Raw genomic sequence first — 25,353 nt, 5'->3', positions numbered from 1 at the left:
CCCTGCGCTGCACATTGCGTCCTGGTTCGGCAGGACTTCCTTCGATCAGCGCAGCAATGTCCGGCATTTCCTTGGAATTTGCGGGTGGCGGCCAATCGGATCGCTCACCTTAGTTGACCTTCGGCCTTCCTCGCGAGTAACCGGCGGCGTTCGCTCGCATAAAGCCCTCATAAAGCCGTCCTTCGCGCATATAAAGCGGGATCACCGCGTGAATTTCCCTTTTGGACGGCAGCCTTGCCAGGGCCTTTGTCGCGAGGGCGGCGATATGGACGACGGCCGCGGCCGGGCGCGGACGGGCGGGGCCCGGGCCGCCGCCGTAAAATCCTGGTATGGCTGAGCGGCCGGAGACGCCCACCGCGCCCGAGCTCGTCGTCGAGTCCGACGGCGGCACCCAGGTCATGAATCCCGCCCGGATCTACCACGTGGGGCGGGATCCGCAGAGCGAGGTCGTGCTGGGCGACGCCCGGGTCTCCTGGCACCACGCGGTGCTGCGGGCCGAGGCCGGCCACTGGACGGTGCGGGACGAGGGCAGTACGAACGGCACCTTCACGGACGGGCGGCGGGTCCAGGAGACCGGGGTCGGACCGGGCAGCGTGATCCGGTTCGGGAACCCCGCCGACGGGCCCTGCGCGGTGCTCTCCCAGGTACCCCGCCCGGAGCCGGTCCGGCGGCCGTCCGCCGTCTCGCACCCCGCCGGCACCCACACCTTCCGCAGCCCGAGTTCCGTGCGGCCGATCCCGGCCGCCCGGACCACCCGGATCGGCCGCGCACCCGACAACGACCTGGTCGTCGACGACCTGTCGGTCTCCCGCCGGCACGCCGAGCTCCGGGCCGGCCCGGAAGGCTTCGAGATCGTCGACCTGGGCAGCCACAACGGCACCTACCTCAACGGCCAGCCGGTCGACCGGGCCCCGCTGATCCCCGGCGACATCATCGGCATCGGACACTCCGCGTTCGCGCTGGTCGGCGACGAACTGCAGGAGTTCATCGACACCGGCGAGGTCTCGCTGGACGTCCAGGACCTGACCGTCCGGGTCGACGGCGGCCGAAGGACGGAGAAGACGCTGCTGGACCGGGTGTCGTTCCCGGTCGGTGAGCGGACGCTGCTCGCCGTGGTCGGCCCGAGCGGCGCGGGCAAGTCGACGCTGCTCAACGCGCTGACCGGGCTGCGCCCCGCGGACGACGGCACGGTGCTCTACGACGGCCGCGACCTCTACCGCGACTACGCCGAACTGCGCCAGCGCATCGGGCTGGTGCCGCAGGACGACATCCTGCATCTGCAGCTGACCGTGCGCCGGGCGCTCGGTTACGCGGCGCAGCTGCGCTTCCCCGAGGACACCGCGAAGGCCGAACGGCAGGCCCGGGTGGACGAGGTGATCCACGAACTGGGCCTGGACGCCCGGGTGGACCAGCCGATCCACAGCCTGTCGGGCGGGCAGCGCAAGCGGGTCAGCGTGGCGCTGGAGCTGCTCACCAAGCCCTCGCTGCTCTTCCTCGACGAGCCGACCTCCGGGCTCGACCCCGGGATGGACCGGTCGGTGATGCACATGCTGCGCGGCCTGGCCGACGACGGCCGCACGGTCATCGTCGTCACCCACAGCGTGCTCAGCCTGGACGTCTGCGACCGGCTGCTGGTCCTGGCGCCGGGCGGGACCATCGCCTACTACGGGCCGCCGGAGGAGGCGCTGCCGTACTTCGGGTACACCCAGTGGCCGGAGGCGTTCGAGGCCTTCGAGAACGAACTCGACCGGGACTGGGCGGGCACGTACCGGGCCTCCCCGCAGCACCGGCACTACATCGCGATGGACACCCACCAGCCGCCGCACGCCCCGGAGGCGCCGACCGGATCGGTGGCCGCGCACAAGCCGCAGAGCTGGGGCGCCCAGCTGCACACGCTGGTGCGCCGGTACGCGGCGGCGCTGACCGCGGACCGGACCTTCCTGATCATCATGGTCGCGCTGCCGTTCGTGATGGGTGCGATGGCGCACGCCCTGGCCGGGTCCTCGCTCACGCCGGACACCGCGCTCAACGCCCTGCTGATCCTGTGCGTCGGGGCGGTGCTGACCGGTGCCGCCAACGCGGTGCGCGAACTCGTCAAGGAGCGGACGATCTACCAACGGGAGAGAGCCGTCGGCCTGTCCCGCTCGGCGTACCTGATGTCCAAGGTGCTGGTGCTCGGGCTGATCACGGTCGTCCAGGCGGTGGTACTGACGCTGGTCGCGCTGACCGGGGTGAGGCTGAACGCACCCGGCGGCAAAGGGGTGTTGCTGCCCGCCCTGATCGAAATCATCCTCGCCGTCGCGCTGTTGGCGTTCACCGCCATGATGCTCGGCCTGGTGGTGTCCGCACTGGTGCGCAAGGAGGAGGTCACCATGCCGCTGCTGGTCCTCCTCGCGATCGTCCAGGTCGTGTTCTGCGGTGCGCTGCTCAAGCTGAACGGCGTGCCGGGGCTGGAGCAGCTGGCGTGGCTGGTGCCCTCGCGGTGGGCTCTGGGCGCCATGGCGGGCACCATCGACCTGCACCGGCTGCTGCCGGACTCCAGCACCGCGGACCCGCTGTTCCGGCACACCGCCGGGATCTGGCTGCTCGACATGGGCATGATGGTCGTGCTCTCGCTGGTCGCGGGCTTCGTGGTCACCCGGCTGCTGCGGCGGCACGAACCCGAGATCATGCGCCAATAGCAGCGAGGAGCCGCCTGTGACCGCCCCCGCGTTCCTCCCCAGCCATGTCGTCCCGCCGGAGGGTATGGCGACGTGGTCGGCTCCCGATGCGACCATGCCGAGCGCACCGCTCGACCCGCTGCTGCCGGTCCAGGTCCTGGAGCGGCGCGGCGACTGGGCGCTGGCGCTGTGTTCCAACGGCTGGTCGGCCTGGGTGGACGGACGGCTGCTGCTGGCGATCCCGCGCGATCCGCCGTCGGCCGCCCAGCCCGCCGCCCGGACCGCCGACCCGCGGCCGCTGCTGGGCGAGGCGGAGAGCGCGCTGGTCCGCTACCGGCGGCTGGTCGAGGAGCTGATGGCCGGGAAGCTGGACGGGGAGTCGTTCGCCGAGCGGACCCGCGGCCACCGGATCGGGATGGTCGTGGACGGCGACGCGCTCTGGCTGTACGACGCCCGGCACGAGCGGTGGTGTTACTGCGACGGGGTGGCGTTGCAGACGTACGCGGTGGCGTCCCGGCCGTCGTCGCGGAGCGGCGAGGACGACACACCGGCCACCTCCCAGTCGGCCACTCCCCCGCCGGGTGAGTACCTGTGAACGGCGCACCGGACGAGCGGGACCGGTCGCGCACCACGGCGCCCGACTCGTCGGGGCTGCGCGGGCGCCGGATCGCCGAGTACCTGCTGCAGGACGAGATCGGCCGGGGCGGGATGGCGGTGGTCTACCGGGCGGAGGACCTGCGGCTCGGCCGGACCGTGGCGGTGAAGCTGCTGGCGCCCGAGCTCGCCCGCAACGACAGCTTCCGGCAGCGGTTCGCGCACGAGTCGCGGGTGGCCGCGGCGATCGACCATCCGCACATCGTGCCGGTCTTCGAGGCCGGCGAGACCGAGGGCATGCTCTACATCGCGATGCGGTACGTCCAGGGCAAGGACCTGGCGGCACTGCTGAGCCGGGAGGGGCCGCTCTCGCTGGAGACCACCTGCCGGATCGCGCTGCAGGTGGCCTCCGCGCTGGACGCGGCGCATGCGCACGACCTGGTCCACCGGGACGTCAAACCGGGCAACATCCTGATCGCCGAGGGGACCGACAGCGACCGCCCCGAGCACGCCTATCTGACCGACTTCGGACTGACGAAGAAGTCGCTGTCGCTGACCGGGCTCACCCGGGTCGGCCAGTTCGTCGGCACGCTGGACTACGTGGCGCCCGAGCAGATCTCGGGCCGGCCGGTGGACGGCCGGTGCGACGTCTACAGCCTGGCCTGCGTGGTCTTCGAGATGCTGACCGGTGCGCCGCCGTTCCGGCGGGAGGACGACATGGCGCTGCTGTGGGCCCACATGAACGCCGCGCCGCCGGTCCTCACCACCCTGCGCTCGGACCTGCCGCCGGCCGTCGACCCGGTCTTCACCCGCTCGCTGGCCAAGACGCCGGACGACCGCTACGAGACCTGCCGGGGCTTCGTGGCGGCGCTGCGCGCGGCCGGGCGGACCGCGCCGCCCCCCAAGAAGACGCCGCCCCCGGAGGATCATCAGCGGACCCAGGTGGACACCGGGCCGGTCGCGGCCGGCAGCCAGGCGGCCGGGAGCGACCGCCTCGGTACGGCACCGCCGCCCCCGCCGCCCTGGGCGGCCCCGGTGTTCCGGGGCCGGACGCACTAGCGGCCCGGAGGGTAGCGGCCCGGGCCGTCGTCCGGTACCTCGCCGCGGTGCCGTACGCCCCGGGCCAGGAGGCTGCCGAGGAAACCGGTGACCAGTCCCCAGGCGGCGCCGACGCCCACCAGCCGGAGGAGCTGGGGCTGCAGGGTGACCTGGCCGCCCAGGTTGCCGCCGAGGTCGCCGATGCCGATCAGGGAGAGCCCGTAGTGGGCGTGGACCCGGGTGAGCATGCCGACGACGAACAGGGTCAGCGCGAGGGCCACCGCCAGCTCCACGGCGTGCCGCCAGGCCGGCCGCCGGGCCGGGGAGCGGACCGCGGCCAGGAACGCGGCGGTCAGCAGGACCACCGCCGCGATCACCGGCAGCCACCAGGCACGGCCGTCCTGCTGGGCGAGCGACCCGAGGTCGAGGGTGCCCTGCTCGTGGGTGCGCAGCAGCTGGTCCAGGACGTGCGGCAGGGGCAGCCCGATGGCTTTGTCGACATGGCCCGTCCAGCCGCCGCCGGTCCCGATGCCCAGCGCCGTCCAGGCGAGGTTGGGCAGACCGAGGAAGACCACCGCGAGGGTGTCCCTGGGGTGGTCGCCGGTGATCAGCTCGATGACGGCGACGACCAGCGCGATCGCCACGTAGACCAGCAGGGTCAGCACCATGGCGAAGGCCGGCGGCCGGAGCGAGTCCTGGTAGTGCAGCAGCCGGGAGGAGAGCGGGGCGCGGCGGGCGACCAGGAAGGTCAGCGCGAGCACCGCCAGCACCCACAGCAGCCCGAAGCCCAGCGTCGCGGCCAGGTCGGGGCGGAAGCCGACGGTGGGGGTGGTGCCGAGTTCGGCGCCGATTTCGTCGGCGAGGTCGTTGCCCACCGAGATCCGGAAGCTGTGCCGGGCGGCGAGCCCGATCAGCAGCAGCAGGACCAGCCAGCACACGGCCGTACGGGCGACCCGGGCGAGCAGTTCCGTCGTGCCGGCCACCGCCCGGTGGCGCAGCGGCAGCAGGAAGACGGCGGCGGTCACCAGCGCACCGGCCAGCGTGACCGAGAGCGGTACGACGTCGAGCGCGGCTTCCGCCTGGACGATGATCCCGGCGTCACCGGTCAGGCCGATCGAGCCGCCGGCGGCGACCACGACGGCGGCCGCGACGACGGAGGGGAACGCCCCGCCGGGCAGGCCCGTGGCGCCGGCCGCCCACAGGCCGAGCGCGGCGACCACGAGCATGGTCAGGAGGCCGGCCGCGGCCGCACCGAGGGCCTGCCCCCAGGCCCGGAGGGCGGCCGGTGCGCCGCCGGGGCGGACCGGTCCGGGACCGGCCGGGGCGGGGCCTCGGATCTGGCTCACGCGCCGCCTCCTCACCTTCCCCGGCATTCAGCAATGGCAACAACTGCCGCAATTACCTCATCGGTCGAGCCCACCCGCCACCGAAGGCACTCCCCCTGCCGCACGTGTCCTCGTCGCGTGCGCGTCCTCGTCGCGTGCGCGTCCTCGTCGCGTGCGCGTCCTCGTCGCCCCGCTTGCGGACGGCGCCGATCTGAGGCAGACAATTGCCTATAAGGGGAACAAACAGCACCACATCCGCCTGGCCGGATGGCCCTGTGCCGGAAGAGGGACCCGTGACATCTCCACCGCCGCCCGACAGCCACCCCACCGGGCCGCCCACCGGTCCCCTCTCGGGCCGGCCCTCCGGCCCCTCGCGCGAGCCGACGCAGGTGGGCTCCGGGCCCGGGCGCCCCCAGCCGCAACCCGGCAGGCCGGAAGGGCCGAGGCCCCCGGGCGGCCGGGGCCGGGGCGGCGGGGGCGGCGGCTGGGGCGGCGGAACCGGGGGCGGCGGCCCCTGGTGGCGCTCCGCGCCCCGGGTCGCCATCGTGGCCGCGGCCGTCGTCGCGGCGGTGATCCTGACCATCGTCCTCACCCGGCCGGGCGGCGGCTCCGCCTCGGCCGAACTGTTCGCCGAACCGGCCAACGCGACCGGCCCGAACCCGGTCACCCAATCCACCGCGAACGAGTCCAGCGCGGCCCCCTCGGTCCGCCCCGTGAAGCCCTCCCAGGGCACCAACAGCCAGATCCCCGGCTCGATGCCGGGCCTCTACGGCGGCACCGAGCACACCGCGAGCTGCGACGTCGAGAAGCAGATCACGTATCTGGAGAGCGCCCCGGCGAAGCGCCAGGCGTTCGCCGGGGCGCTGGACAAGGCGCCCGGTGACATCCCGTCGTACCTGCGGTCGATGACGCCGGTACAGCTGGGTTACGACACCCGGGTCACCAACCACGGCTACAAGGACGGCAAGGCGTACCCCTTCCAGTCGGTCCTGCAGGCCGGCACCGCCGTCCTCGTCGACAGCTACGGGGTACCGCGGGTGCGCTGCAAGTGCGGCAACCCGCTGACCGAACCGGAGGCCCTGGCGAAGGGCGCCAGGACGACCGGTCAGACCTGGCCCGGCTACCAGCCCACCAACGCGGTCGTCGTCACGCCCGCCAACTCCCAGATCCAGGAATTCACCCTGCGCAACCCGAAGACCGGCCAGTGGTTCAAGCGCCCCAAGGGTGAGACCGGCGTGGCCGCGGACCACCCGTCGGCCCCGCCGAAGGAGACGCCCAGCGGTCCCCCGGCCTCGATGCGCCCGTCCGGACCGCCCGCACCGGGCGAGACCGTCCCGGGCTCCCCGACGACGGAACCGGGCACGCCGCCCCCCGGTGGTTCGTCTCCGCCGGAGAGCAGTACCGGCGGCTCCAGTTCCGAGGGCGGGACGACGCCCGAGACACCGAGCGTCCCCAGTGAGGGCACGACCGGCGGTGAGTCGTCCACGGGCGGTGAGACCCCCGGCGGATCCACACCGGGCGGCTCCACACCGGGCGGTTCCACCCCCGGTGGCGGATCGTCGGGCAACGAGTCCCACCCGAGCGGGGAGACCCCGGCCCCGGCCAGTTGACGCCCCGGCGCACACCGCTCGATATCGAACCGTGTCCTGAAATTTTTGGCGCGGCGGACAACCTCCACAGCGGACACACCCTCTGCATAGGCGGCGGGTGCATGGGCAGCCTTGACGGTTCCCCCCTTACCAGGGCCGGGCCCCGCCACTGTCAGCGTTCTGCTTTGGAGGGACCCCCGTGCACCCCGCACTCCGCCGCCACCCCGCCCGGTTGATACCCGTCGTCGCCGCGGCGGCCGGTCTGCTGACCGCGTGCGGCGGTGGCGGCGCCGGCTCGACGAAGGCCGACGAGCCGCCGGCCAAGGTGACCGTCACGCCGGCCGCCGGCAGCAAGGCGGCCAAGCTCGGCTCGGCGATATCCGTGCGGGCCGCCGGCGGCAAGCTGACCTCGGTCGACGTCAAGGACGACAAGGGCGGCACGGTCGACGGCCGGCTGTCCGGTGACGGTACGTCATGGACCTCCGACGGCAAGGTCAAGCCGGCGACCACCTACACCGTACGGACCCGGACGACCTCCGACCAGGGCCGGAAGGCCGCGGCCAGCTCGACCTTCACCACCGAGAAGGCCGACCGGATCAACAAGCTCACCAACACCCCGGGCGGCGGCCAGACCGTCGGCACCGGAATGCCGATATCGATCCTCTTCGACCACCCGATAGCCAAGGACCGGCGCGCCGAGATCGAGAAGGCGCTGAAGGTCACCACCCAGCCGAAGGTCACCGGCGCCTGGGGCTGGGTCAAGGACTACTCCGGCAAGGACCGGATCGACTGGCGCCCCAAGGACTACTGGCCGAGCGGCACCAAGGTCTCGGTCAAGGGCGCGCTGTCCGGCGTCAACTCGGGCGACACCGGCGGCTGGTTCGCCCGCGACTACAACTTCGGCTTCCGCATCGGCGCCGACCACAAGGCCGTCATCGACGTACCGGCGCACCGCCTGACGATGTACGAGAACGGCAAGGCCGTCGGCAGCATCACCGGCTCCGCGGGCTCCCCGCAGGACCCGACCCGCGGCGGCGTGCACACCGTCCGCAGCAAGAACGCCGCCGAGACCATGGACTCCGCCACCATCGGCCACGGCACCGAGTGGATGCTCGACTCGCAGTGGGTCACCCACCTCACCGCGTCCGGCACCTTCCTGCACTCCGCCCCGTGGAACAAGTCCCTCGGCGTGGTCAACAACAGCCACGGCTGCTTCGGCATGACCACCTCGGACGCCAAGAAGGTCTACGACTTCCTGACCATCGGCTCCACCGTCGAGGTGAAGGGCACCTCCAACCCCAACAAGACCGACGTCGGCAACGGCCTGGAGGTCTGGCAGGAGAGCTGGCAGCAGTGGCAGCAGCGGAGCGCCCTGAAGTAGCCACCGGGGAAGCCGCGCCTTCCGGAACCGGCACCGTCCGGGCCGGAAGGCGCGCCGGTCAGCGGATCCCGTCGGCCGTACGGCGGTAGGTCGAGCGCCGGTCCTCGATGTCGGGCCAGCGGTCGCCGTAGACGGTGTCCAGGATGCCCGGCTCCCGGAGGAAGTCGTGCGGGAAGCCCAGCGGCACCGCGCTCACCCGGTCGAGCCGGGCCGTGGCGTCCGCGTCCAGCTCGACGTCGACGCTGGCGAGGTTGTCGGCGAGCTGGCTCTCCTTGGTGGCGCCGATGATCGGGACGATGTTGCCGGGCCGGCCGCGCAGCCAGGCCAGCGCCACCTGCGCCGGGCTCCAGCCGCCCGCTTCGGCGATCTCCAGCACCGTGCCGATGGTCTCGTCCGCGTTGTGGTCGCGGGCGACCTCGGAATCGACGGTGGTGAGCCGGCCTTGTTCGCCGCGGCGGTACTTACCGGTGAGCTTGCCGGCCGCCAGCGGCGCCCAGGCGAGGACCGCCAGGTCGAAGGCGCGGGCCTGCGGCAGGAGTTCCCGCTCCGGGGTCCGCTCCAGCAGGTTGTAGCGCAGCTGCGAGCCGGCGAAGGCGGTCCAGCCGCGCAGTTCGGCGAGGGTGTTGGCCTGGGCGATCTCCCAGGCCGCCCAGTCGGAGACGCCGATGTAGAGCACCTTGCCCGCCCGCACCACGTCGTCCAGCGCCCGCATGACCTCCTCGACCGGGGTGAAGTTGTCCCGGGCGTGCACCCACAGCACGTCGAGGTGGTCGGTCCGCAGCCGCGCGAGGCTGGCCTCGACCGAACGGATCAGGTTCTTGCGGTGGTTGCCCGCCGCGTTCACGTCGCCCTTGCGCGTGACGCAGGTGTATTTGCTCGCCAGGACGAAGGCGTCCCGGCGGCCCTCCAGGAGTTCCCCCAGCATCCGCTCGGAGGAGCCCTCGGTGTAGTTGTTGGCGGTGTCGAGGAAGTTGCCGCCCGCGTCGGCGTAGGCGTCCAGGATCCGGGCGCTGGTCTCCTTGGGGGTGCCCCAGCCCCATTCCTCGCCGAACGTCATCGTGCCCAGGCTCAGCTCGCTCACCCGCAAGCCGGTCCTGCCGAACAGTGTGTAGCGCACGTGGTTCCCTTCGGTCCGCTCTGGCCGGTCGTGGTCGCCACGCTAGGAGCTGGAGCGCGCTGGAAGGCACGTCATCGGCGTCCGGGGGCGCGCGTGTCACCGGGCGTCCCCCGGTGGGCGGTGCCGTGCCGGGGCGCCCGCGTGTGCGGCGGGCGCCCCGGCAGGTGTGCCGTCAGGTGTGCCGTCAGCCGGTGATGATCGCCGGGTCGCTGACGCCGACCTGGCCGTTCTCGACGTGGCCGGCGAACCGGCGCAGGAAGGTCTTGTCGGTGTCGGAGGTGACCGACAGGTCGTACCAGCGCTTGCTCGCCCGCAGGTCGATCTCGTGCTTGACGGTGGCGCCGGCGCGGACCGGGTAGGTCTGGGCGGCACCGCCGTAGGCGTTGGTGACCGTGAGGTGGGCGTCGGTGCTGCCGGGGTTGGTCAGCGTGAGGACCAGGCGCCCGGAGGTCGCGTCATGACGGGCCGTCACCTCGGGGCCCTTCTTCTTCCCGTCGCCCTTGAAGGTGCGCAGGAAGCCGTTCGGGCCGAAGACGGACAGGTCGTAGACGCCCTTGGAGTAGGCCGTGTTCCAGGTGTCGGAGATCTTCTTGCCGGCCTCCGTGGTGTACGTCCAGGGGCCGTCGGTGCGGTTGCCCGAGGTGACGGTGAAGCAGGCGCCGGCACGGGCGCCGGCGCTGAAGGTGAGCGTGAAGCGCCCGGTGGACGCGGTCCCGGCGCCGTCGACCAGGGGTGCGTACGGCAGCGGGCGGGACGGCCGGGAGCCGGGCTCCTGCTTGGGCAGCACGGGGTTGGCCGGCGGCTTGGGGACGTAGCTGTCGTGCCGGTCCGTGTCCGGCGGCCGGTAGCCGTCGGTGTCCGGCAGCGCGGCCGGCTTGGTGTTCTCCAGGGAGAAGTCGAAGGCCGAGGTCAGGTCGCCGCAGATGGCCCGCCGCCAGGGCGAGATGTTGGGCTCGTGCACCCCGAAGCGGCGCTCCAGGAACCGGATGATGGAGGTGTGGTCGAACGTCTCGGAGCAGACGTATCCACCGGTGCTCCAGGGGGAGACGACGAGCATCGGCACGCGCTGGCCGAGGCCGTAGGGGCCCGCCGAGTAGGAGGCGTTGCCGCCGAAGTAGTCGAGCTTGGTGTCCACGGTGGACAGGCCCTGATCGGCGGAGGCCGGCGGGTAGGGCGGGATGATGTGGTCGAAGTACCCGTCGTTCTCGTCGTACGTGATGAACAGCGCGGTCTTGCTCCACACCTCGGGGTTGGAGGTGAGCGCGTCCAGGACCTGGGAGACGTACCAGGCGCCGTAGTTGGCGGGCCAGTTGGGGTGCTCGGAGAACGCCTCGGGCGCGGCGATCCAGGAGACCTGGGGCAGCTTGCCGGCCTTGACGTCGGCCTTGAGCCGGTCGAAGTAGCCCTCTCCCTGCTTGGCGTTGGTGCCGGTGCGGGCCTTGTCGTAGAGCGGGTCGCCGGGCTTGGCGTCGCGGTACTGGTTGAAGAAGAGCAGCGAGTTGTCGCCGTAGTTGCCGCGGTAGGCGTCGTCGATCCAGCCCCACTTGCCGTTCGCGTCCAGGCCGTCACCGATGTCCTGGTAGACCTTCCAGGAGACCCCGGCCTTCTCCAGCCGCTCCGGGTACGTCGTCCAGCTGTAGCCGACCTCCTCGTTGCCCAGGACCGGGCCGCCGCCGGAACCGTCGTTGCCGACGTGGCCGGAGAACATGTAGTAACGGTTGGGGTCGGTGGCCCCGATGATCGAGCAGTGGTACGCGTCGCAGATGGTGAACGCATCCGCCAGCGCGTAGTGGAACGGGATGTCCTTGCGGGTCAGATAAGCCATCGTGCCGGTGCCCTTGGCCGGGATCCAGCTGTCGTAGTTGCCGTTGTTCCAGGCCTTGTGACCGCCGGCCCAGTCGTGGTTGAGGCCCTCGATGAACTGCATGCCGAGGTCGTCGGCGTCGGGGTGGTACGGCAGGACGTCCTTGCCGCCGTCCGGCTGGTGCCACACGGACTTGCCGCTCTCCAGGATGACCGGACGCGGGTCACCGAAGCCGCGTACGCCCTTCAGCGAGCCGAAGTAGTGATCGAAGGAACGGTTCTCCTGCATGAGCACCACGACGTGCTCGATGTCCTTGATGGAACCGGAGCTGCGGGTGGCGGGGATGGCGGCGGCGCGGGCGATGCTGCTGGACAGCGCCGAAACGCCCGCGGTGGCACCGGCGATCTGGAGGAATCGCCGCCGATTGAGTTCAGGCATGAGTCTGGGGACCTCGCGATATGGGGGGAATGCTGGCGTGTTGGGGCGGTGCTGTTCGGTTGTGTCAGGTGCTGTGCGATGACAGCGTCAGCAGAGTGTTCCAAGAGGAACGAGCGTCAGGGAAGGGGGGGTGTCAGATGCGTGTCGGATCGCCGTACGGGCAGCGAACTCCCTGGTCGGAGCGGTCGGCAGAGACGGACGCCGGGCCCGCTCGGTGACCGGGGCCGGTGGCTGCCCGGTTCGTACCGGAATCCGGGCAACCACCGGACGGGACGGCCCGGCGCCACCGCCGGTCCGCTGCGGCGGGTCGGGCCGCCCGGTGCGGTGGAGGGGGTGCGGGACGGAACGAGGGCGCGGCAGGGCACCCGGCCTCCGCAGGACTGCCGCCGCGGCGCGGTCGGAACAGGCGCTCAGGACCGCGGGCACGCGGGAACGGCAGGGCGGGGGCCGGAAGTGGCGGGAATCCGGATCTGCGGCAGCACGGAGGCGGGGGGCGCCGCTCGGCGGCGGAAGGGTGGCGGAGGTGCCGGAAGGGCGGCGGAGGCGCCGGGAGGGCGGCCGGCGTGGACCGGTGCCGGTGTGGTCCGGGTCGGGCCGGTCAGCGGGCGGCGCACGGGGACGCCGGCGGGCCGCCGTACCGGGGCCGGCCGGAGAGGCAGAGCGCGCGGGGGCGACGAGCACGCCCAGCCGCAGCGCCGCCGCCACAACAGGGGAACGGGGCGGCCGAAGAGCCGTGCCGTCGCGCGCCGTTGCGGCTCCGGGCCGTTGCCGTGCCGCGAGCGTCACCGCGGCGGACGGCCGGAGTCCGTCTCAACTTCCTTTGCGGGCGCGGCTGTCGGCCGGTGGGCGAGGCGTGCCGGGAGGCGTCGTGGCGGACGCCTCGCCGGGTTCGGTGACCGTGGCCCCGCCCTGTCGCGGACGTCTCAGGCGAGGCGGGCAGGCTCGGCGAGCGGCTCGACCGGTACGGCCGGCGGAACCACCGGCTGCCCCTTCTCGTCGGGCACGCTGCGCAGCGGGGCGCGGCCGGACAGCCGCGTCCTGCGGGTCGCCTCGACGCGCCGGGTGAACCAGATGACCTTGCCGTCGGGGGTGCCGCAGGTGCCCCAGCTGTCGCTGAGCGCGGCGACCCGGGAGAGCCCGCCGCCGGCGGCGCTCATCAGCTTCGGCAGCCGCGGGCCCTCGTCGGCGACGGAGGTCGTCAGATTGCGGCCGGACCAGCGGAGTTCGACGACGCAGCGGGCCTCCGGGCCGATGTGGCGATGGACGTTGGTCAGGAGTTCCGCCACTCCCCGGCACACGGGCGGGATATGGAGCTCGAGGTCCCAATACCTCAGGTGCGCGGCAAGAATCCGCTGGATCTGCGGCACGCGCTCCGCCGAAGCATGCAGTTCGACCGTGTAGTGCCGGTCGCTGGGAAGTCTCATGTCGTGGCTCCTCACCGCGAGAGGCTCACGTCCTTCACCTCGTTGGACCAACGAACCCCGAACACGAAGAGTGAGCATCTGGTACGTATGGGTCATCTGTCATGCTGACCCGGCCACCGGGGGCCCGCAACAGCTCCTGGCCACCGGGGCCCTGGGGCGCTCACTTGATACGGCCCTCTCACAAGTGGGGCAGCACCTTGTCGGGGGTGAGCGGAATGTCGCGCAGCCTTACTCCAGTCGCGTGCCACACCGCGTTGGTGACGGCCGCCGCGGTGCCCACGATGCCGATCTCGCCGATGCCCTTGCTGCCCATGGGGTTGAGGTGCGGATCCTCCTCCTCGACCCAGTACGCCTCGATCCGTGGCGTGTCGGCGCAGGCCGGCACGTGGTAGCCGGCCAGATCGCACCCGGCGAAGCCGCCGAACTCCGGGTCCACCTCGCTGCCCTCGGTGAGTGCCATACCCAGGCCCATGGTCATCCCGCCGATGAACTGGGAGCGCGCGGTGCGGGGGTTGAGGATGCGGCCGGTCGCGAACACGCCCATCAGGCGGCGCGCCCGGATCTCCCCGGTGACCGTGTCGACCTGCACCTCGGCGAAGGTGGCGCCGAACGAGTGCCGGGCGTACGGGGACCGCTCGGAGGTCTCCTGGCGGGTGTCGGCGGCGACCGTGAGCCCGTCGGCCGGGAGCGGCCCGACATGGTCCCGCAGCCGCGCCCGCAGCGCCGTGCACGCCTTGTGGACCACCCAGCCCCACGAGCCGATGCCGGCCGAGCCGCCGGCCAGCATCGCGGGCGGCAGATCGCTGTTGCCGATCTCGATCCGGACCCGGTCCTCCGGGGCCATCAGCGCACCGGCGGCGATCTGTGCGAGGACGGTGCGGGCGCCGGTGCCGATGTCGGTGGCGTTCACCCGGATCCGGAAGGTGCCGTCGCGGTCGGCGTGCGCCTCGGCCGCGGAAGGGGCGACCAGCACGGGGTAGGTGGACGCGGCGACACCGGTGCCCAGCAGCAGATCGCCCTCGCGGCGCACGCCGGGGCGCGGATCGCGCGGCAGCCAGCCGAACCGCTCGGCGCCGTCGCGCAGCGCGCCCACCAGGTGCCGGCTGCTGAAGGCCCGGTCGCTGTCCGGCTCGGTGTCCGGTTCGTTGCGCATCCGCAGTTCGATCGGGTCCATGCCCAGCTGGACGGCGAGTTCGTCCATGGCGGACTCCAGGGCGTACATGCCGGGGCACTCGCCCGGGGCGCGCATCCAGGAGGGGGTCGGTACGTCGAGGGGGACGACGCGGTGCACGGTGCGGCTGTTCGGTGAGGCGTACATGACGCGGGCGGGCACCGCGGCCTGCTCGACGAACTCCGTGACGGTGGAGGTGTGGGTGGCGCTCTCGTGGGACAGCGCGGTGAGCACGCCGTCGCTGCCGGCGCCCAGGCGGACCCGCTGGATCGTCGGGGCGCGGTGGCCGACGACCGCGGGCATCTCCCGGCGCGGCAGCGAGACCTTGACCGGCCGCCCGGTGTGGCGTGCGGCCATCACGGCCAGGACGACCTGCGGGCGCGGCGTCCCCTTGGAGCCGAAGCCGCCGCCGACGTGCTCGGAGACGACGGTGATCTCGCTCGTGTCGAGCTTGAAGAGGGCGGCCAGGTCCTCACACACCTTGGTGGCGCCCTGGCTGGAGTCGTGGACCGTCAGATGGCCCTCGCTCCAGTGGGCGGTCGAGGCGTGCGGCTCCATCGGGTGGTTGTGCAGCGGGGGCACGTGGTAGGTCGCGTCCACGGTGACCGGCGCGGCGGCGAACGCCCCCTCGAAGTCGCCGCGTTCCCGCGTCCCCGGGTATCCGCCGTTGGCCTTCTCCGGCTCGTACATCCGCGGATGGTCGGCCCGCAGCAGGACGTCGATGTCGTCGTCGGTCTCGTACGTCACCCGGACGGCCTCGGCGGCCGCCCGCGCCGTTTCGATCGTCTCGGCGACCGCGAGCGCCACGTACCAGCCGCGGTGCGGCACCCGGTCCTCCTGGAGCAGCGACAGCGTGGGGTCCTCGGCGGCGGCCAGCCGGGGGGCGTTCTCGTGTGTCAGCACCGTGATCACACCCGGCAGCGCGAGCGCCTCCGCGGTGTCCACGGCGGCGACCCGGCCGCATGGGATGCCCGCGGCGACCGGCCAGCCGTAGGCGCAGTTCGGCGGGGTGTGTTCGGCCGCGTAACGGGCGGCACCGGTGACTTTCTCCCGGCCCTCCCGCCGGACGAGCGGTTCGCCCAGGGGGTACGGGGGTGGGCCGAGCGGGAAGGTGCGGGGGCTCATGGGCGGGTCCTTGGGTGCTCCTGGAGACCCTGGTGGGTCCGGGTGGGTGGAGGTCAGCCGTGGGCGGGTGGGGCCGCCAGTTCGGTCAGGACGGCGACGGCGAGGTTGCGGGCCAGCGGGACCTTGAATCCGTTGTCGCGCAGGGGCTCGGCGGCCGCGAGTTCGGCCTCGGCGGCGCGGGCGAAGGTGTCCGCGGTGGCGGGGGCGTCCCGCAGCACCTCTTCGGCCGTGCGGGCCCGCCACGGCCGGTGCGCGAGCCCGCCGAACGCCAGCGCGGCACGCCGTACGACACCGTCCCGGACGTCCAGCACGGCGGCGACGGAGGCGAGCGCGAAGGCGAACGACGCGCGGTCGCGGGCCTTGCGGTAGCGGGACCGCGCCCCGCTGTCCGCGGGCGGCAGCTGCACGGCGGTGATCAGTTCGCCGGGCCGGATCACGGTGTCCTGCTCGGGGTGGTCGCCGGGCAGCCGGTGGAACTCGGTCACCGGCACGCTCCGGTCGCCGTCCGGGCCGTGCAGGTGGACGGTCGCGTCGAGTGCGGCCAGCGCCACCGCCATGTCGGAGGGCTGGGTGGCGACGCAGTGCGGGGAGTGGCCCAGTACGGCGAGGTCGCGGTGGACGCCCTCACGGGCCGGACAGCCGGTCCCCGGCTCACGCTTGTTGCAGGGCTTGGAGACGTCCTGGAAATACAGGCAGCGGGTGCGCTGCAGCAGATTGCCCCCGGTGGTCGCGGTGTTGCGCAGCTGGCCCGAGGCGCCGGACAGCACCGCCTGCGACAGCACCGGGTAGCGCTCGCGCACGGGGGCCGCCGCGGCCAGGGCGCTGTTGCTGACCATCGCCCCGATGCGGAGCCCGCCGTCGGGCAGTTCCTCGATGTGGTCCAGCGGCAGCCGGGTGACGTCGATGAGCAGACCGGGCCGCTCCACGCCCAGTTTCATCAGGTCGACGAGGTTGGTGCCGCCGCCGAGGAAGCGGGCGCCTGGATGGTCTTCGGCGGCCCGTACGGCCTCCTCGACGCTGGTCGCCCGCACGTATCCGAACGGCTTCATGACGCCACCCCCTGGTCGGTGGACACGTCATGGACCGCCTCGACGATCCGCGGGTACGCCCCGCAGCGGCACAGGTTGCCGCTCATCCGCTCGCGGATCTCCTCGACGGTCAGCTGCACCGGTGCGCCCTGAGGTGCGTCGGCCGGGGTGACGTGGGACGGAAAGCCGTCCGCCGCCTCCTGGAGCACTCCCACGGCCGAGCAGATCTGGCCCGGGGTGCAGTAGCCGCACTGCAGCGCGTCCCGCTCCACGAACGCCTCCTGAAGCGGGTGCAGCCGCTCCCCGTCCGCCAGCCCCTCGATGGTGGTGATGTGCCGTCCGTCCTGGGCCACGGCCAGCATCAGACAGCTGTTGGCGCGCCGGCCCTCGACGAGCACCGTGCAGGCGCCGCACTGTCCGTGGTCACAGCCCTTCTTGGCCCCGGTGAGGCCGAGGTGCTCCCGGAGCACGTCCAGGACCGTGGTCCGGTGGTCCAGGGTCAGCTCGTACGCCGTTCCGTTGACGTGCAGAACCAGTGGGGAACTCTGCTCGGCCGCTGCCTCGGCGGGGCGGGCGGTGGCCGTCCCTGCGCGCGTTCCGGCACCGGTCCCGGAACGCGCGGCGCCCGCCGCCCGCGCGCCTCCGGCGTCCGCCGGTTGATTGGTGGGCTGCACTCGCTTCTGCCTTTCCTTGCTCCGGTCCCCCCTGGCTCCGGGCCCTCCCCTGGCTCCGGGTTCTCCCCTTGCTTCGCTTTCCCCTTGCTCTGCTTTCCCCTTGGCGTTTTTCTGCTTTCCGTGCGTTCTTCCGTGGCTTTTGGTTTTCCCCGCCGCCCACCCCCCTTCGGGGGGTGGGCGGGTGAGGACGGCCGGTCGCCCCGTCGAAGGGGCCGGTCGCCTCCCCGGGCTCCCGGGCGCCACCCTGGTCCGGTGGCCGGGCTAGCGGGACTCCAGGCGGAGTTCGACCTCCTTCTCCTGGTCGCCGGCGGCCATGCCGAGGATGTGCACCGTGAACGCCGGCTCCAGGCCCTTGCACAGCTGGTCAACGGCCCAGTAGCCGCCCTGGAGGCTGACCAGCACCGGCGCCGTCAGTCTCCGGGGCTCGGCCTCGGCCTTGTGCTCGCTCACGTCGATGGTCGAGGTCCACACCGTCGGCCCCGCCCCCGCCATTTCCTCGGGCACGTCGTCGGCGGCCCGGTCGGAGGCGAAGGCGGTCCGCAGGGCGCTGAAGACGGCATGCGCGTCCTGCGTCGCACAGCTCTCCAGCTCCACCACCACCTCGGCCGATACGTGTTCCGCGTGTGACGCCTGTTCCGCGCTGTTCACTGTGGGGCCTTCCTCTGTGGGCCTTCCTCTGGGAGCCGAACGCTTCCAGGCTCGCCCCCCGGCCCGCTCTGTGCGACCCGAGGCTCGAACGAGTGGTTTGAACGGGCGCAACGGCGCGGCGCAACCCCGAGATGTTACGCTCAGTAATCAGAGCGAGCATTCTGTAATCGCCCGCGGCCGCCGGCGCCGTGCACGCACCCCTCGTTCCTGACTGCTTGGTGTTCCCACTGCCTCTTGCTCCCGACTGCCTCTCGTTCCCGTTGCACCGCCGGCAACCACCGCAGTACGCCCCCTCGATCCGATCTCAGGAGCCCACCTTGACCAGCACCGTCATCGACCAGAAGGTCACCAGCTACAGCGTCCGCCATGCGCTCTGCCTGGCGCGCGCCGCCGAGCTCACGTACAAGGACGAGCCGGCCATCGACAAAGCCGCCCGGGAGTGGGGCTTCGAGCGGGTGCGCCACCACCACACCACGTTCCGGCCGCCGTTCCCGCTGGAGGACACCCAGGCGTACACCCTCGGCGGCCGCGACATGATCATCACGGCCTTCCGGGGCACCGAGCCGACGAACATGCGCGACTGGCTGTCCGACGCGACGACGCCGCCCTGGCCGGGCCCCGGCGGCAAGGGATACATCCACCACGGCTTCGGCGAGGCCCTGGAGTCCGTCTGGCCGCAGGTCCACACCGCTGTGCACGAGTTCCGGGACAACGGCCAGACGGTCTGGTTCACCGGCCACAGCCTGGGTGGTGCGCTGGCGATGCTGGCCGGCGCCCGGTTGCACTTCGAAGAGCCGTATCTGACGGCCACCGGCGTCTACACCTTCGGGCAGCCGCGGACCTGCGACCGGCTGCTGAAGCGGGAGTTCGACGCGGCCTTCACCGACCGCATGTACCGCTTCGTCAACAACAACGACGTCGTGCCCCAGCTCCCGCCGGAGCCCGCCTTCCACCACGTCTCCGCGCTGCGCTACATCGACTCCACCGGGAAGATCCACACCACCATGCCGGTGATCACCGGCCTCTTCGACCACGCCAAGGGCTACACCGCCGACCTGCTCGCGCCCACGTCCGACGGCGTCCGGGACCACTTCATGGGGGCCTACATCACCGCCCTGGAGAAGAACCAGAACTGACCGCGGCGCGGCGGCGTGGAGGCACGCCCCGCCGGGTCACCGCGCCCGGCGGGTCAGCGCGCCCGGTGGGTCAGGGCTCCCGGTGGGCGCGGGCCGGTGCGGTGAAGGTGAGGTCGGCGGCACGGGCGACGATCTCGACCTCGTCGCCCAGGGCCCATTCGGCCGCGCGGGAGGACATCGCGGCCGGGACGACCCCGCTGATGCCCGGGGCCGCGGGGATGTCGTAGGTGGCGTGTGCGTCGTGCGGCAGGACCACGCGGTAGTCGCGGGCCAGGGCCGTACGGGCGGTCGCGCTGACGCACATCTCGGAGAGCACCCCGCAGATCGCCAGTCCCCCGACGTCCGCCGCCTCCAGCAGGTCGCCCAGCGCCGTGCCCTCGAAGCCGTCGTCCTGCGTCTTGCGGACCACGGTCTCGCGCGGCCCGGGCGCGACGGGCAGGTGGAGTTCCCAGCCCGGGGTGTGCGGTGCGTCGACGGCCCCGGGCTCGCCGTCGTTCTGGAGGTGGACGACGAGGGCCCCGGCGGCGCGGGCCCGGGCCAGCAGACCACGGCTCCGGTCGAGCACCCGCGCCGCGTCCGGCACCGCGTCCTCGCCCGCGACGAAGGCCGATTGGATGTCGACGAGGATCAGCGCCTCGACGGGACGGACCGGCGCGCCGGCGTCGCCCAAGGTGCTGGTGCCCGTACCGGCCTCGTCGGCCTCGTACGCCTCGCCGGCCTCGCCAGCCCCGTCGGCGGTGGTAGTTGTCATGATGACCATGGTGCGGGTGGCGCGCCCCCGTATGCGGCGGCCTGGGCGCGATTCGGCCATGGCTCGGGCTCCCCCGGTTCCCTGACACGCCGTTCTCGGCCGTCCGGGTCCACATTGGTTGCCACGGGCATCGAACGGGGCAGATCATCCCGTAGGGACGCCGTTTCGCAGGTACAGGCGTACGTACGCACACCCCTGCGTACGGGATGAGCGCACCGGGCGACGCGAGAAGAGGCAGCCGTGGGACCAGCAACCGTCAACGTCAACGGCCACTGCGCACCGGAGTTCGCGGGCGTACGGGAGGCCTTCGAGCGGAATTTCCGGCGGCACGGAGAAGTCGGGGCCGCGGTCACCGTGACCCTGGACGGGGAGCCGGTGGTCGACCTGTGGGGCGGCCACAAGGATGCGGACCGGACGCAGGACTGGGAACGCGACACCCTGGTCAACGTCTACTCGACGTCCAAGGGGATGACCGCACTCTGCGCCCATCTGCTCGTCGACCGCGGGGAGTTGGACCTCGATGCGCCGGTCGCCCGCTACTGGCCGGAGTTCGCCCAGGCCGGCAAGGAGGACTTACCCGTCCGCTGGCTGCTCAGCCACCGCTCCGGCCTGATCGCCCCGCGCACGCCGCTGCCGCCCGGGCGCGCCTACGACTGGGACGCGGTCTGCACGGTGCTGGCGGCGACCGAGCCGTGGTGGGAGCCGGGGACCGCCCAGGGCTATCACGCGGTGACCTTCGGCTATCTCGTCGGCGAGGTGGTCCGGCGGGTCACCGGGCAGTCCCTGGGGGCGTTCCTGCGCAGCGAGATCGCGGAGCCGCTGGGGGCCCGGGTGTTCATCGGCACCCCGGACGAGGAGCACGCCTCCTGCGCGGACATGGTCGGGCAGCTGGACGAGGCGCTGCTCGCCGAGCGGCTTCCCGGTGCGCCGAGGCCGCCGTTCCGGTCCCTGGACGACCATCCGATGGCCGTCGTGATGCTCTCCCTGATGTCCATCCCGACCGGCGATGTCAACAGCGCGGCCTATCGCTCGGCGGAGCTCCCGGGCGGCAATGCGCATGCCTCCGCGCACGGGCTCGCGACGGTGTACGGCGCGCTGGTGGGCGGGAAGCTGGTCGGTGCCGGGACGCTGGAGGCGATGCGCCGGTCGCAGAGCCGGCCCGGGGAGCCGGATCTGGCCATAGGGGCGCTCGCCCCGCCGGGATTCGAGCTGCGCTGGGGTCTCGGCTACATGCTCAACCACCAGTGCCGGCTGGGCCCCAATCCGCGGGCGTTCGGGCACGGCGGGGCCGGCGGTTCGTTCGCCTTCGCCGACCCCGAGAACCGGCTGTCGTACGCGTACACCATGAACAAGTACGGCGGCGGGACGGCGGGCGACGACCCGCGCAACGGCGGACTGGTCAGGGCGGTGTACCAGGCGCTGGACGGGCGGCGCGGCTGAGCGCGGTGGCGGCGGGCAGGGACGTGGGGCCCACCTCCCCCGGCGCCCGGTCCGCTAGGGAGCGGCCGGTTCGGGCGGGGGTGCCGGCCGGGGCGGCACCGGCGGGGCGTCCGCGGCGTCGGCGAGGGCGTGCAGCGAGCGGACCAGGCCGGCGCGCTCGCCGGCCGGCAGCCGGGCCACGATCGCGGCGATCTCGGCGTGCCGGTCGGCGAGTACCTGCGCGACGAGTTCCCGGCCCTCGGCGGTCAGTTCCAGTACGACCTCCCGGCGGTTGCCGGGGTTGGCCTTGCGGGTGACGTGGCCGGCCGCCGCGAGCCGGTCGACCATCCGCATCGCGGTGGACGGATTGACCCCCAGAGCGGCGGCCAGGGCGGCGAGCTTGACCGGGCCCTGGCTGTCGAGCACGACCAGGGTGCGCAGCTGGGGCAGGGTGAGCGAGGGCTCGATCCGGGCCAGTGCCCGGGCCGAGATCGCGACCAGCAGCCGGGAGGCGGTCAGCACCGCGGCGATGACCTCCTCGACGTCCTGGTCGAGGTTCTCGCCGCCGTGCCGCGCGGGCTCGTCCCCGGGGGCGGCCGGCCGCCTGGTGCGATCTTCCTCGTTCCCCATGGCGCCTTTATACCCGTCCCGGCATCGTGCCTGGTCGGGGGCGGTGCCGACGGGCGCGAACGGGCCGGGGCCGCGGTCCCGGACCGTCCCGTGCCGTGGCCCGGGGCGGCCCGGAAATCCGGCCCCGCGCTCCTCTTTGCGCGGCGCAATAATGGGAGGTACGGCATGGCCGGGTCCGGCATGCATCCGGCGCCGCCGCCCGTACGGCGGAGCCGGGGAGAGGGCGTGGTGATCATGGAACGGGACACCGAGACGGTTCACGAGGCGTACGCGTTCGTCTGTCTGCACTGCGGGCACGGCTGGGAGGAGGAGTACGAGATCCGGCACACCACGGATCTGGCGGGCCACCGACGGGCCGACTATTTCGCGCGCGGCATCCGGGTTCCGTCCCCGCTGACCCGCAATGACTGCCCCTCCTGCAACCTCGGCCCGATCCGCATCCTGCGCCCCGGCCGGGTGAACTCGACCCGGACGTATCTGGCCTGACGGCGCCCCCGCCGTATGCGGCCCGACCGCGGCCCTGGCGTATCGCCCCGAAGGCGGCCGGGCCCGGCGGCGCGCCGGCCCGCGCCGTAGAGGGCCGGTGGACCGCAGCCGTCACCAACCGGTGTACAGCAGGTGGTTGACCAGCAGCGGCAGTACGGCCTGGGCCGTCAGCCAGGTGCGCCGGTGGGACGCGGGCAGCAGGGCGCAGGCGGCCAGCAGCCAGGGCGCGAACGGCAGCCAGATGCGCTCGGTCTCCGCCTTGCTCATGCCGGAGAGGTCGGCCACCAGGAGGGCGAGCAGCGCGGCCAGCACGAGCACGGTCAGGCGGTCGGCGGGCGTGGGCGGCGGTCCGGTGCGCGCGTCGGTGCGCGGGCGGAGGCGCCGCACGGCGGCCGGGGCGGCCGTGAGGGTGTGCCGCAGCGCGGCGACGGTGGCGAGACCGGCGATCAGCACGGCGCAGGCCAGGTTGCCCCAGACCCAGTACGCGTACGGACGGACCGCCGCGGCGCCCTGGTAGTAGCGCTGGACCAGCAGCCGGTACCCCTCCCACCAGTCGAAACCGGAGAGGGTGAAGGCCACCGCGACGGCCGCCGCCCCGGCCGCCACCAGCGGCAACGGGCGGGCGCTCCGGGCGAGCAGCAGGACCGCGGCCGCGATCAGGACGATGAGGGTGAGTCCGTAGGACAGATAGCAGGTCAGGCCGAGGAGGAGCCCGGAGCCGAGGGCGGCGGCCGGGCGGAGGGTGCGCCCGGTGGCGGCGAGCGCGAGCAGGGCGAGTGACCAGGCGGCGACCGCGGCGAAGTAGCCGTCGGCGGAGGTGCCCACCCATACGGCGGCCGGGGCCAGCACGAGGTAGGGCGCGGCCCGGCGTGCGGTGGGCCCGTCGGTGAGCGCGCGCACGGTGATGAGGACCGCGGCCGCGGTGGAGGCGCCGGTGACCAGGCACCAGACGCCGGCCCAGGCGCCGCCGCCCAGGCCGAGGCGGTCCAGCCCGACGAAGGTGAGGATCGCGGCCGGCGGGTGTCCGGCGACGTGGGCGGGCCAGTGGTCCGGGGCGTTGTTGAGGATGTGCCCGGTGAAGCCGCGCAGCGCCGGGCCGAGGTCGTCGAAGCGGTGGATGACCGTCAGGTACTCGTAGGCGGTGGTGAGCCGGCCGGCGACACCGGTTTGCCAGCCGTCGACCAGGGCCAGTGCGGTCGTCCAGGCGAGGGCGGCGGCCCAGCAGGTGAGGAGCAGGGCCCGCCAGGGCAGCCGGGCGGCGAGCGGCGGACCGTAGGCGATCACGAGGACGGCGACGATGACCGCGGCGGGGGTGCCGGGGCCGAGGTGCGGGAACCACGAGGCGTACAGCGGCGGCCAGTTCACGTGCAGGCTGCCGTTGGCGTGCTCGATGACGGTGCCGATGACGGCGGCGAGCGCGACGAGGAGGGCGCCGGCCGCGGCGGCCAGCAGGTCGGCACGGCGCACGGCGCGCTCGTCGGGCTCCGGACGGACGCTCGCCCGGTCCGGCCGGATCTCACGGTGGGTCACACCGGCACGCTAGGCGGCCGCGGCCGGGCCGGGGTGGCGCCGTTCCGCCGACGTCAGACTTTCGTCATGCGTTGCGGCCCGCCCGGGACGCCGGTCCCGGCATACCGTCGGCGCATGGCCGCTTCCCGCCCGGTTCCGCCCACCTCCCCGTCGTTCTGGCGCAGTCCGCTGCGCGGCCCGCGGCTGACCGCGCTGCTCGGTGTGGTCCTGCTGGCCGGGATCACCCTGCTGTTCGTCACCGGGCTGCTGTCGTACGCCGCCTACAACCCCGACCTGGCCGGCGGCGTCAACGACCAGACGCCCGGGAAGGGCCTGCTGGGGTTCTACCTCTTCAGCTGGCCCACCGGCCCGCGCTGGCTCTACCGCCTGACCCAGGGGGTGCACGTCACCCTCGGCGTGGTCCTCGTGCCCGTGCTGCTGGCGAAGCTGTGGTCGGTGATCCCGAAGCTGTTCCGGATGCCGCCGGCGCGGTCGGCGGGTGATGCGCTGGAGCGGCTGTCGCTGCTGCTGCTGGTCGGCGGGGCGCTGTTCGAGTTCGTCACCGGGCTGCTCAACGTCCAGCTGGCGTACCTCTTCCCCGGGTCGTTCTACCGGCTGCACTTCTACGGCGCGTGGGTGTTCATCGGCGCGTTCGTGGCCCATGTGGTGCTGCGGCTGCCGCGGACCGTACGGGCGCTGCGGGAGCGGACCGATCCGGCGGCGCAGGACGACGAGACCGGGCTGGTGGCGGTCCGTCCGGACCGGCCGACGCTGAGCCGGCGGGGCGCGCTGGGGCTGGTCGGCGCCGGGTCGCTGGTGTTGCTGGTGACGACGGCGGGGCAGAGCCTGGGCGGGTGGTGGCGGCGGACCGCGCTGCTGGCGCCGCACGGGGGCGCGGATCCGGGCGGCGGGCCGAACGGGTTCCAGATCAACAAGTCCGCGGCGGCCGTCGGGATCCGGGCGCAGGACGCCGGTGACGACTGGCGGCTGACGGTGGAGGGCGGCGGGCGCCGGGTGCGGCTGACCCGCGCCGAACTGCTGCGGCTGCCGCAGCACGAGGCGGCGCTGCCGATCGCCTGTGTGGAGGGCTGGTCGACGGACGACCAGTTGTGGAGCGGGGTGCGGTTGCGGGAGCTCGCCGCGCTGGTGGGCCTCGGCGACCGGCCGCCGGGCGTGCTGGTGGAGTCGCTCCAGTTGCACGGCGCGTTCCGCCGGGCCGCGCTGAGCGGCAGCCAGGTGCGCGATCCGCGCTCGTTGCTCGCACTGCGGGTGAACGGCGCGGAGTTGTCGCGGGACCACGGCCATCCGGCGCGGATCATCGTGCCGGCGGCGCCGGGGGTGCTGAACACCAAGTGGGTGGCGCGGCTTTCGTTCGGGGAGGGGTGAGCGGCGTGCGACCGGTACGG

General features: G+C 73.0%; 20 protein-coding genes. 9 read left to right on the top strand and 11 right to left on the bottom strand.

Features of this window, described 5'->3' with window-relative positions; all coding sequences use genetic code 11:
• Window positions 1-329: 329 nt before the first annotated feature.
• The 3 genes from ACZ7MX_RS26265 to ACZ7MX_RS26255 are packed head-to-tail and all read left to right on the top strand — an operon-like array spanning window position 330 to window position 4,313.
• The gene (locus ACZ7MX_RS26265) at window positions 330-2,681 is read left to right on the top strand and encodes an ABC transporter ATP-binding protein/permease (protein ID WP_472135685.1); all 2,352 of its coding nucleotides are present in this window, start codon (window positions 330-332) and stop codon (window positions 2,679-2,681) included.
• A 16-nt stretch (window positions 2,682-2,697) separates the two neighbouring features.
• The gene (locus tag ACZ7MX_RS26260; RefSeq protein WP_472135684.1) at window positions 2,698-3,255 is read left to right on the top strand and encodes a hypothetical protein; all 558 of its coding nucleotides are present in this window, start codon (window positions 2,698-2,700) and stop codon (window positions 3,253-3,255) included.
• The gene (locus tag ACZ7MX_RS26255; protein ID WP_472135683.1) at window positions 3,252-4,313 is read left to right on the top strand and encodes a serine/threonine-protein kinase; all 1,062 of its coding nucleotides are present in this window, start codon (window positions 3,252-3,254) and stop codon (window positions 4,311-4,313) included. The genes ACZ7MX_RS26260 and ACZ7MX_RS26255 overlap by 4 nt, the downstream gene beginning before the upstream one ends.
• Here the strand turns inward: ACZ7MX_RS26255 and ACZ7MX_RS26250 are convergent.
• Window positions 4,310-5,638 (bottom strand): streptophobe family protein, encoded by a 1,329-nt coding sequence (locus tag ACZ7MX_RS26250; RefSeq protein WP_472135682.1) that lies wholly within the window; start codon window positions 5,636-5,638, stop codon window positions 4,310-4,312. The two genes, ACZ7MX_RS26255 and ACZ7MX_RS26250, sit on opposite strands and share 4 nt — an antisense overlap.
• A 524-nt stretch (window positions 5,639-6,162) precedes the next feature.
• Between ACZ7MX_RS26250 and ACZ7MX_RS26245 the strand changes: the two genes are divergently transcribed.
• Together ACZ7MX_RS26245 and ACZ7MX_RS26240 are read left to right on the top strand one after the other, a co-directional pair.
• Window positions 6,163-7,227, top strand: coding sequence for a DUF6777 domain-containing protein (locus tag ACZ7MX_RS26245; protein WP_472135681.1), 1,065 nt, complete (start codon window positions 6,163-6,165; stop codon window positions 7,225-7,227).
• 178 nt (window positions 7,228-7,405) lie between these two features.
• Window positions 7,406-8,587 (top strand): L,D-transpeptidase family protein, encoded by a 1,182-nt coding sequence (locus ACZ7MX_RS26240; protein ID WP_472135680.1) that lies wholly within the window; start codon window positions 7,406-7,408, stop codon window positions 8,585-8,587.
• Window positions 8,588-8,645: 58 nt separating this feature from the next.
• On the opposite strand, the gene ACZ7MX_RS26235 is transcribed toward ACZ7MX_RS26240, so the two are convergent.
• The 7 genes from ACZ7MX_RS26235 to ACZ7MX_RS26205 form a co-directional block, all read right to left on the bottom strand.
• Window positions 8,646-9,704 (bottom strand): aldo/keto reductase, encoded by a 1,059-nt coding sequence (locus tag ACZ7MX_RS26235; protein ID WP_472135679.1) that lies wholly within the window; start codon window positions 9,702-9,704, stop codon window positions 8,646-8,648.
• 184 nt (window positions 9,705-9,888) lie between these two features.
• Complete coding sequence (locus ACZ7MX_RS26230; RefSeq protein ID WP_472135678.1) at window positions 9,889-11,946, bottom strand: phosphocholine-specific phospholipase C; 2,058 nt, start codon at window positions 11,944-11,946, stop codon at window positions 9,889-9,891.
• Between the two features lie 923 nt (window positions 11,947-12,869).
• A complete protein-coding gene (locus ACZ7MX_RS26225; protein WP_472135677.1) occupies window positions 12,870-13,370 on the bottom strand; it encodes an ATP-binding protein in 501 nt (166 codons plus the stop codon).
• A gap of 178 nt (window positions 13,371-13,548) precedes the next feature.
• On the bottom strand, window positions 13,549-15,666 hold the full coding sequence (locus ACZ7MX_RS26220; protein WP_472135676.1) for a xanthine dehydrogenase family protein molybdopterin-binding subunit: 2,118 nt from the start codon (window positions 15,664-15,666) through the stop codon (window positions 13,549-13,551).
• 53 nt (window positions 15,667-15,719) lie between these two features.
• Complete coding sequence (locus ACZ7MX_RS26215) at window positions 15,720-16,715, bottom strand: FAD binding domain-containing protein (protein WP_472135675.1); 996 nt, start codon at window positions 16,713-16,715, stop codon at window positions 15,720-15,722.
• On the bottom strand, window positions 16,712-17,368 hold the full coding sequence (locus ACZ7MX_RS26210) for a 2Fe-2S iron-sulfur cluster-binding protein (protein WP_472135674.1): 657 nt from the start codon (window positions 17,366-17,368) through the stop codon (window positions 16,712-16,714). Before ACZ7MX_RS26210 ends, ACZ7MX_RS26215 begins: the two co-directional genes overlap by 4 nt.
• A 261-nt stretch (window positions 17,369-17,629) precedes the next feature.
• Entirely contained in the window at window positions 17,630-18,016 is a 387-nt protein-coding gene (locus ACZ7MX_RS26205) for a hypothetical protein (protein WP_030413195.1), read from the bottom strand.
• Between the two features lie 317 nt (window positions 18,017-18,333).
• Here ACZ7MX_RS26205 and ACZ7MX_RS26200 point away from each other — a divergent pair, with 317 nt between their 5' ends.
• Window positions 18,334-19,152 carry a lipase family protein gene (locus ACZ7MX_RS26200; protein ID WP_472135673.1) on the top strand — a complete coding sequence of 273 codons (819 nt, stop codon included), beginning with the start codon at window positions 18,334-18,336 and terminating at the stop codon, window positions 19,150-19,152.
• A gap of 70 nt (window positions 19,153-19,222) precedes the next feature.
• Here the strand turns inward: ACZ7MX_RS26200 and ACZ7MX_RS26195 are convergent, their stop codons facing one another.
• A complete protein-coding gene (locus ACZ7MX_RS26195; RefSeq protein WP_472135672.1) occupies window positions 19,223-19,903 on the bottom strand; it encodes an isochorismatase family protein in 681 nt (226 codons plus the stop codon).
• A gap of 240 nt (window positions 19,904-20,143) precedes the next feature.
• On the opposite strand from ACZ7MX_RS26195, the gene ACZ7MX_RS26190 reads away from it, so the two are divergent.
• Window positions 20,144-21,343, top strand: coding sequence for a serine hydrolase domain-containing protein (locus ACZ7MX_RS26190; RefSeq protein WP_472135671.1), 1,200 nt, complete (start codon window positions 20,144-20,146; stop codon window positions 21,341-21,343).
• Window positions 21,344-21,397: 54 nt separating this feature from the next.
• Here ACZ7MX_RS26190 and ACZ7MX_RS26185 read toward each other — a convergent pair whose 3' ends face one another.
• Window positions 21,398-21,952, bottom strand: coding sequence for a MarR family winged helix-turn-helix transcriptional regulator (locus ACZ7MX_RS26185; RefSeq protein WP_472135670.1), 555 nt, complete (start codon window positions 21,950-21,952; stop codon window positions 21,398-21,400).
• Window positions 21,953-22,186: 234 nt separating this feature from the next.
• Between ACZ7MX_RS26185 and ACZ7MX_RS26180 the strand changes: the two genes are divergently transcribed.
• Window positions 22,187-22,438 (top strand): hypothetical protein, encoded by a 252-nt coding sequence (locus ACZ7MX_RS26180; protein WP_030413200.1) that lies wholly within the window; start codon window positions 22,187-22,189, stop codon window positions 22,436-22,438.
• A gap of 111 nt (window positions 22,439-22,549) precedes the next feature.
• Here the strand turns inward: ACZ7MX_RS26180 and ACZ7MX_RS26175 are convergent, their stop codons facing one another.
• Window positions 22,550-23,968: a hypothetical protein gene (locus ACZ7MX_RS26175; RefSeq protein WP_472135669.1), complete on the bottom strand. Its 1,419-nt coding sequence runs from the start codon at window positions 23,966-23,968 to the stop codon at window positions 22,550-22,552.
• Between the two features lie 114 nt (window positions 23,969-24,082).
• Between ACZ7MX_RS26175 and ACZ7MX_RS26170 the strand changes: the two genes are divergently transcribed.
• Window positions 24,083-25,333, top strand: a complete 1,251-nt coding sequence (locus ACZ7MX_RS26170; RefSeq protein WP_472135668.1) for a molybdopterin-dependent oxidoreductase — start codon at window positions 24,083-24,085, stop codon at window positions 25,331-25,333.
• Window positions 25,334-25,353 lie beyond the last annotated feature (20 nt).

It is taken from the genome of Streptomyces sp. NPDC107765 (assembly GCF_055657085.1).
The sequence above is the reverse complement of the archived record's forward strand: the minus strand, read 5'-3'. Positions and strand labels throughout refer to the sequence as shown.

Bases quoted from the DNA above. Each gene is read 5' to 3' on its own strand.
- ACZ7MX_RS26265 (WP_472135685.1), top strand. From the start codon at position 330: ATGGCTGAGCGGCCGGAGACGCCCACCGCGCCCGAGCTCGTCGTCGAG.
- ACZ7MX_RS26195 (WP_472135672.1), bottom strand. From the start codon at position 19,903: ATGACAACTACCACCGCCGACGGGGCTGGCGAGGCCGGCGAGGCGTAC.
- ACZ7MX_RS26225 (WP_472135677.1), bottom strand. From the start codon at position 13,370: ATGAGACTTCCCAGCGACCGGCACTACACGGTCGAACTGCATGCTTCG.
- ACZ7MX_RS26230 (WP_472135678.1), bottom strand. From the start codon at position 11,946: ATGCCTGAACTCAATCGGCGGCGATTCCTCCAGATCGCCGGTGCCACC.
- ACZ7MX_RS26180 (WP_030413200.1), top strand. From the start codon at position 22,187: ATGGAACGGGACACCGAGACGGTTCACGAGGCGTACGCGTTCGTCTGT.
- ACZ7MX_RS26185 (WP_472135670.1), bottom strand. From the start codon at position 21,952: ATGGGGAACGAGGAAGATCGCACCAGGCGGCCGGCCGCCCCCGGGGAC.
- ACZ7MX_RS26220 (WP_472135676.1), bottom strand. From the start codon at position 15,666: ATGAGCCCCCGCACCTTCCCGCTCGGCCCACCCCCGTACCCCCTGGGC.
- ACZ7MX_RS26170 (WP_472135668.1), top strand. From the start codon at position 24,083: ATGGCCGCTTCCCGCCCGGTTCCGCCCACCTCCCCGTCGTTCTGGCGC.
- ACZ7MX_RS26215 (WP_472135675.1), bottom strand. From the start codon at position 16,715: ATGAAGCCGTTCGGATACGTGCGGGCGACCAGCGTCGAGGAGGCCGTA.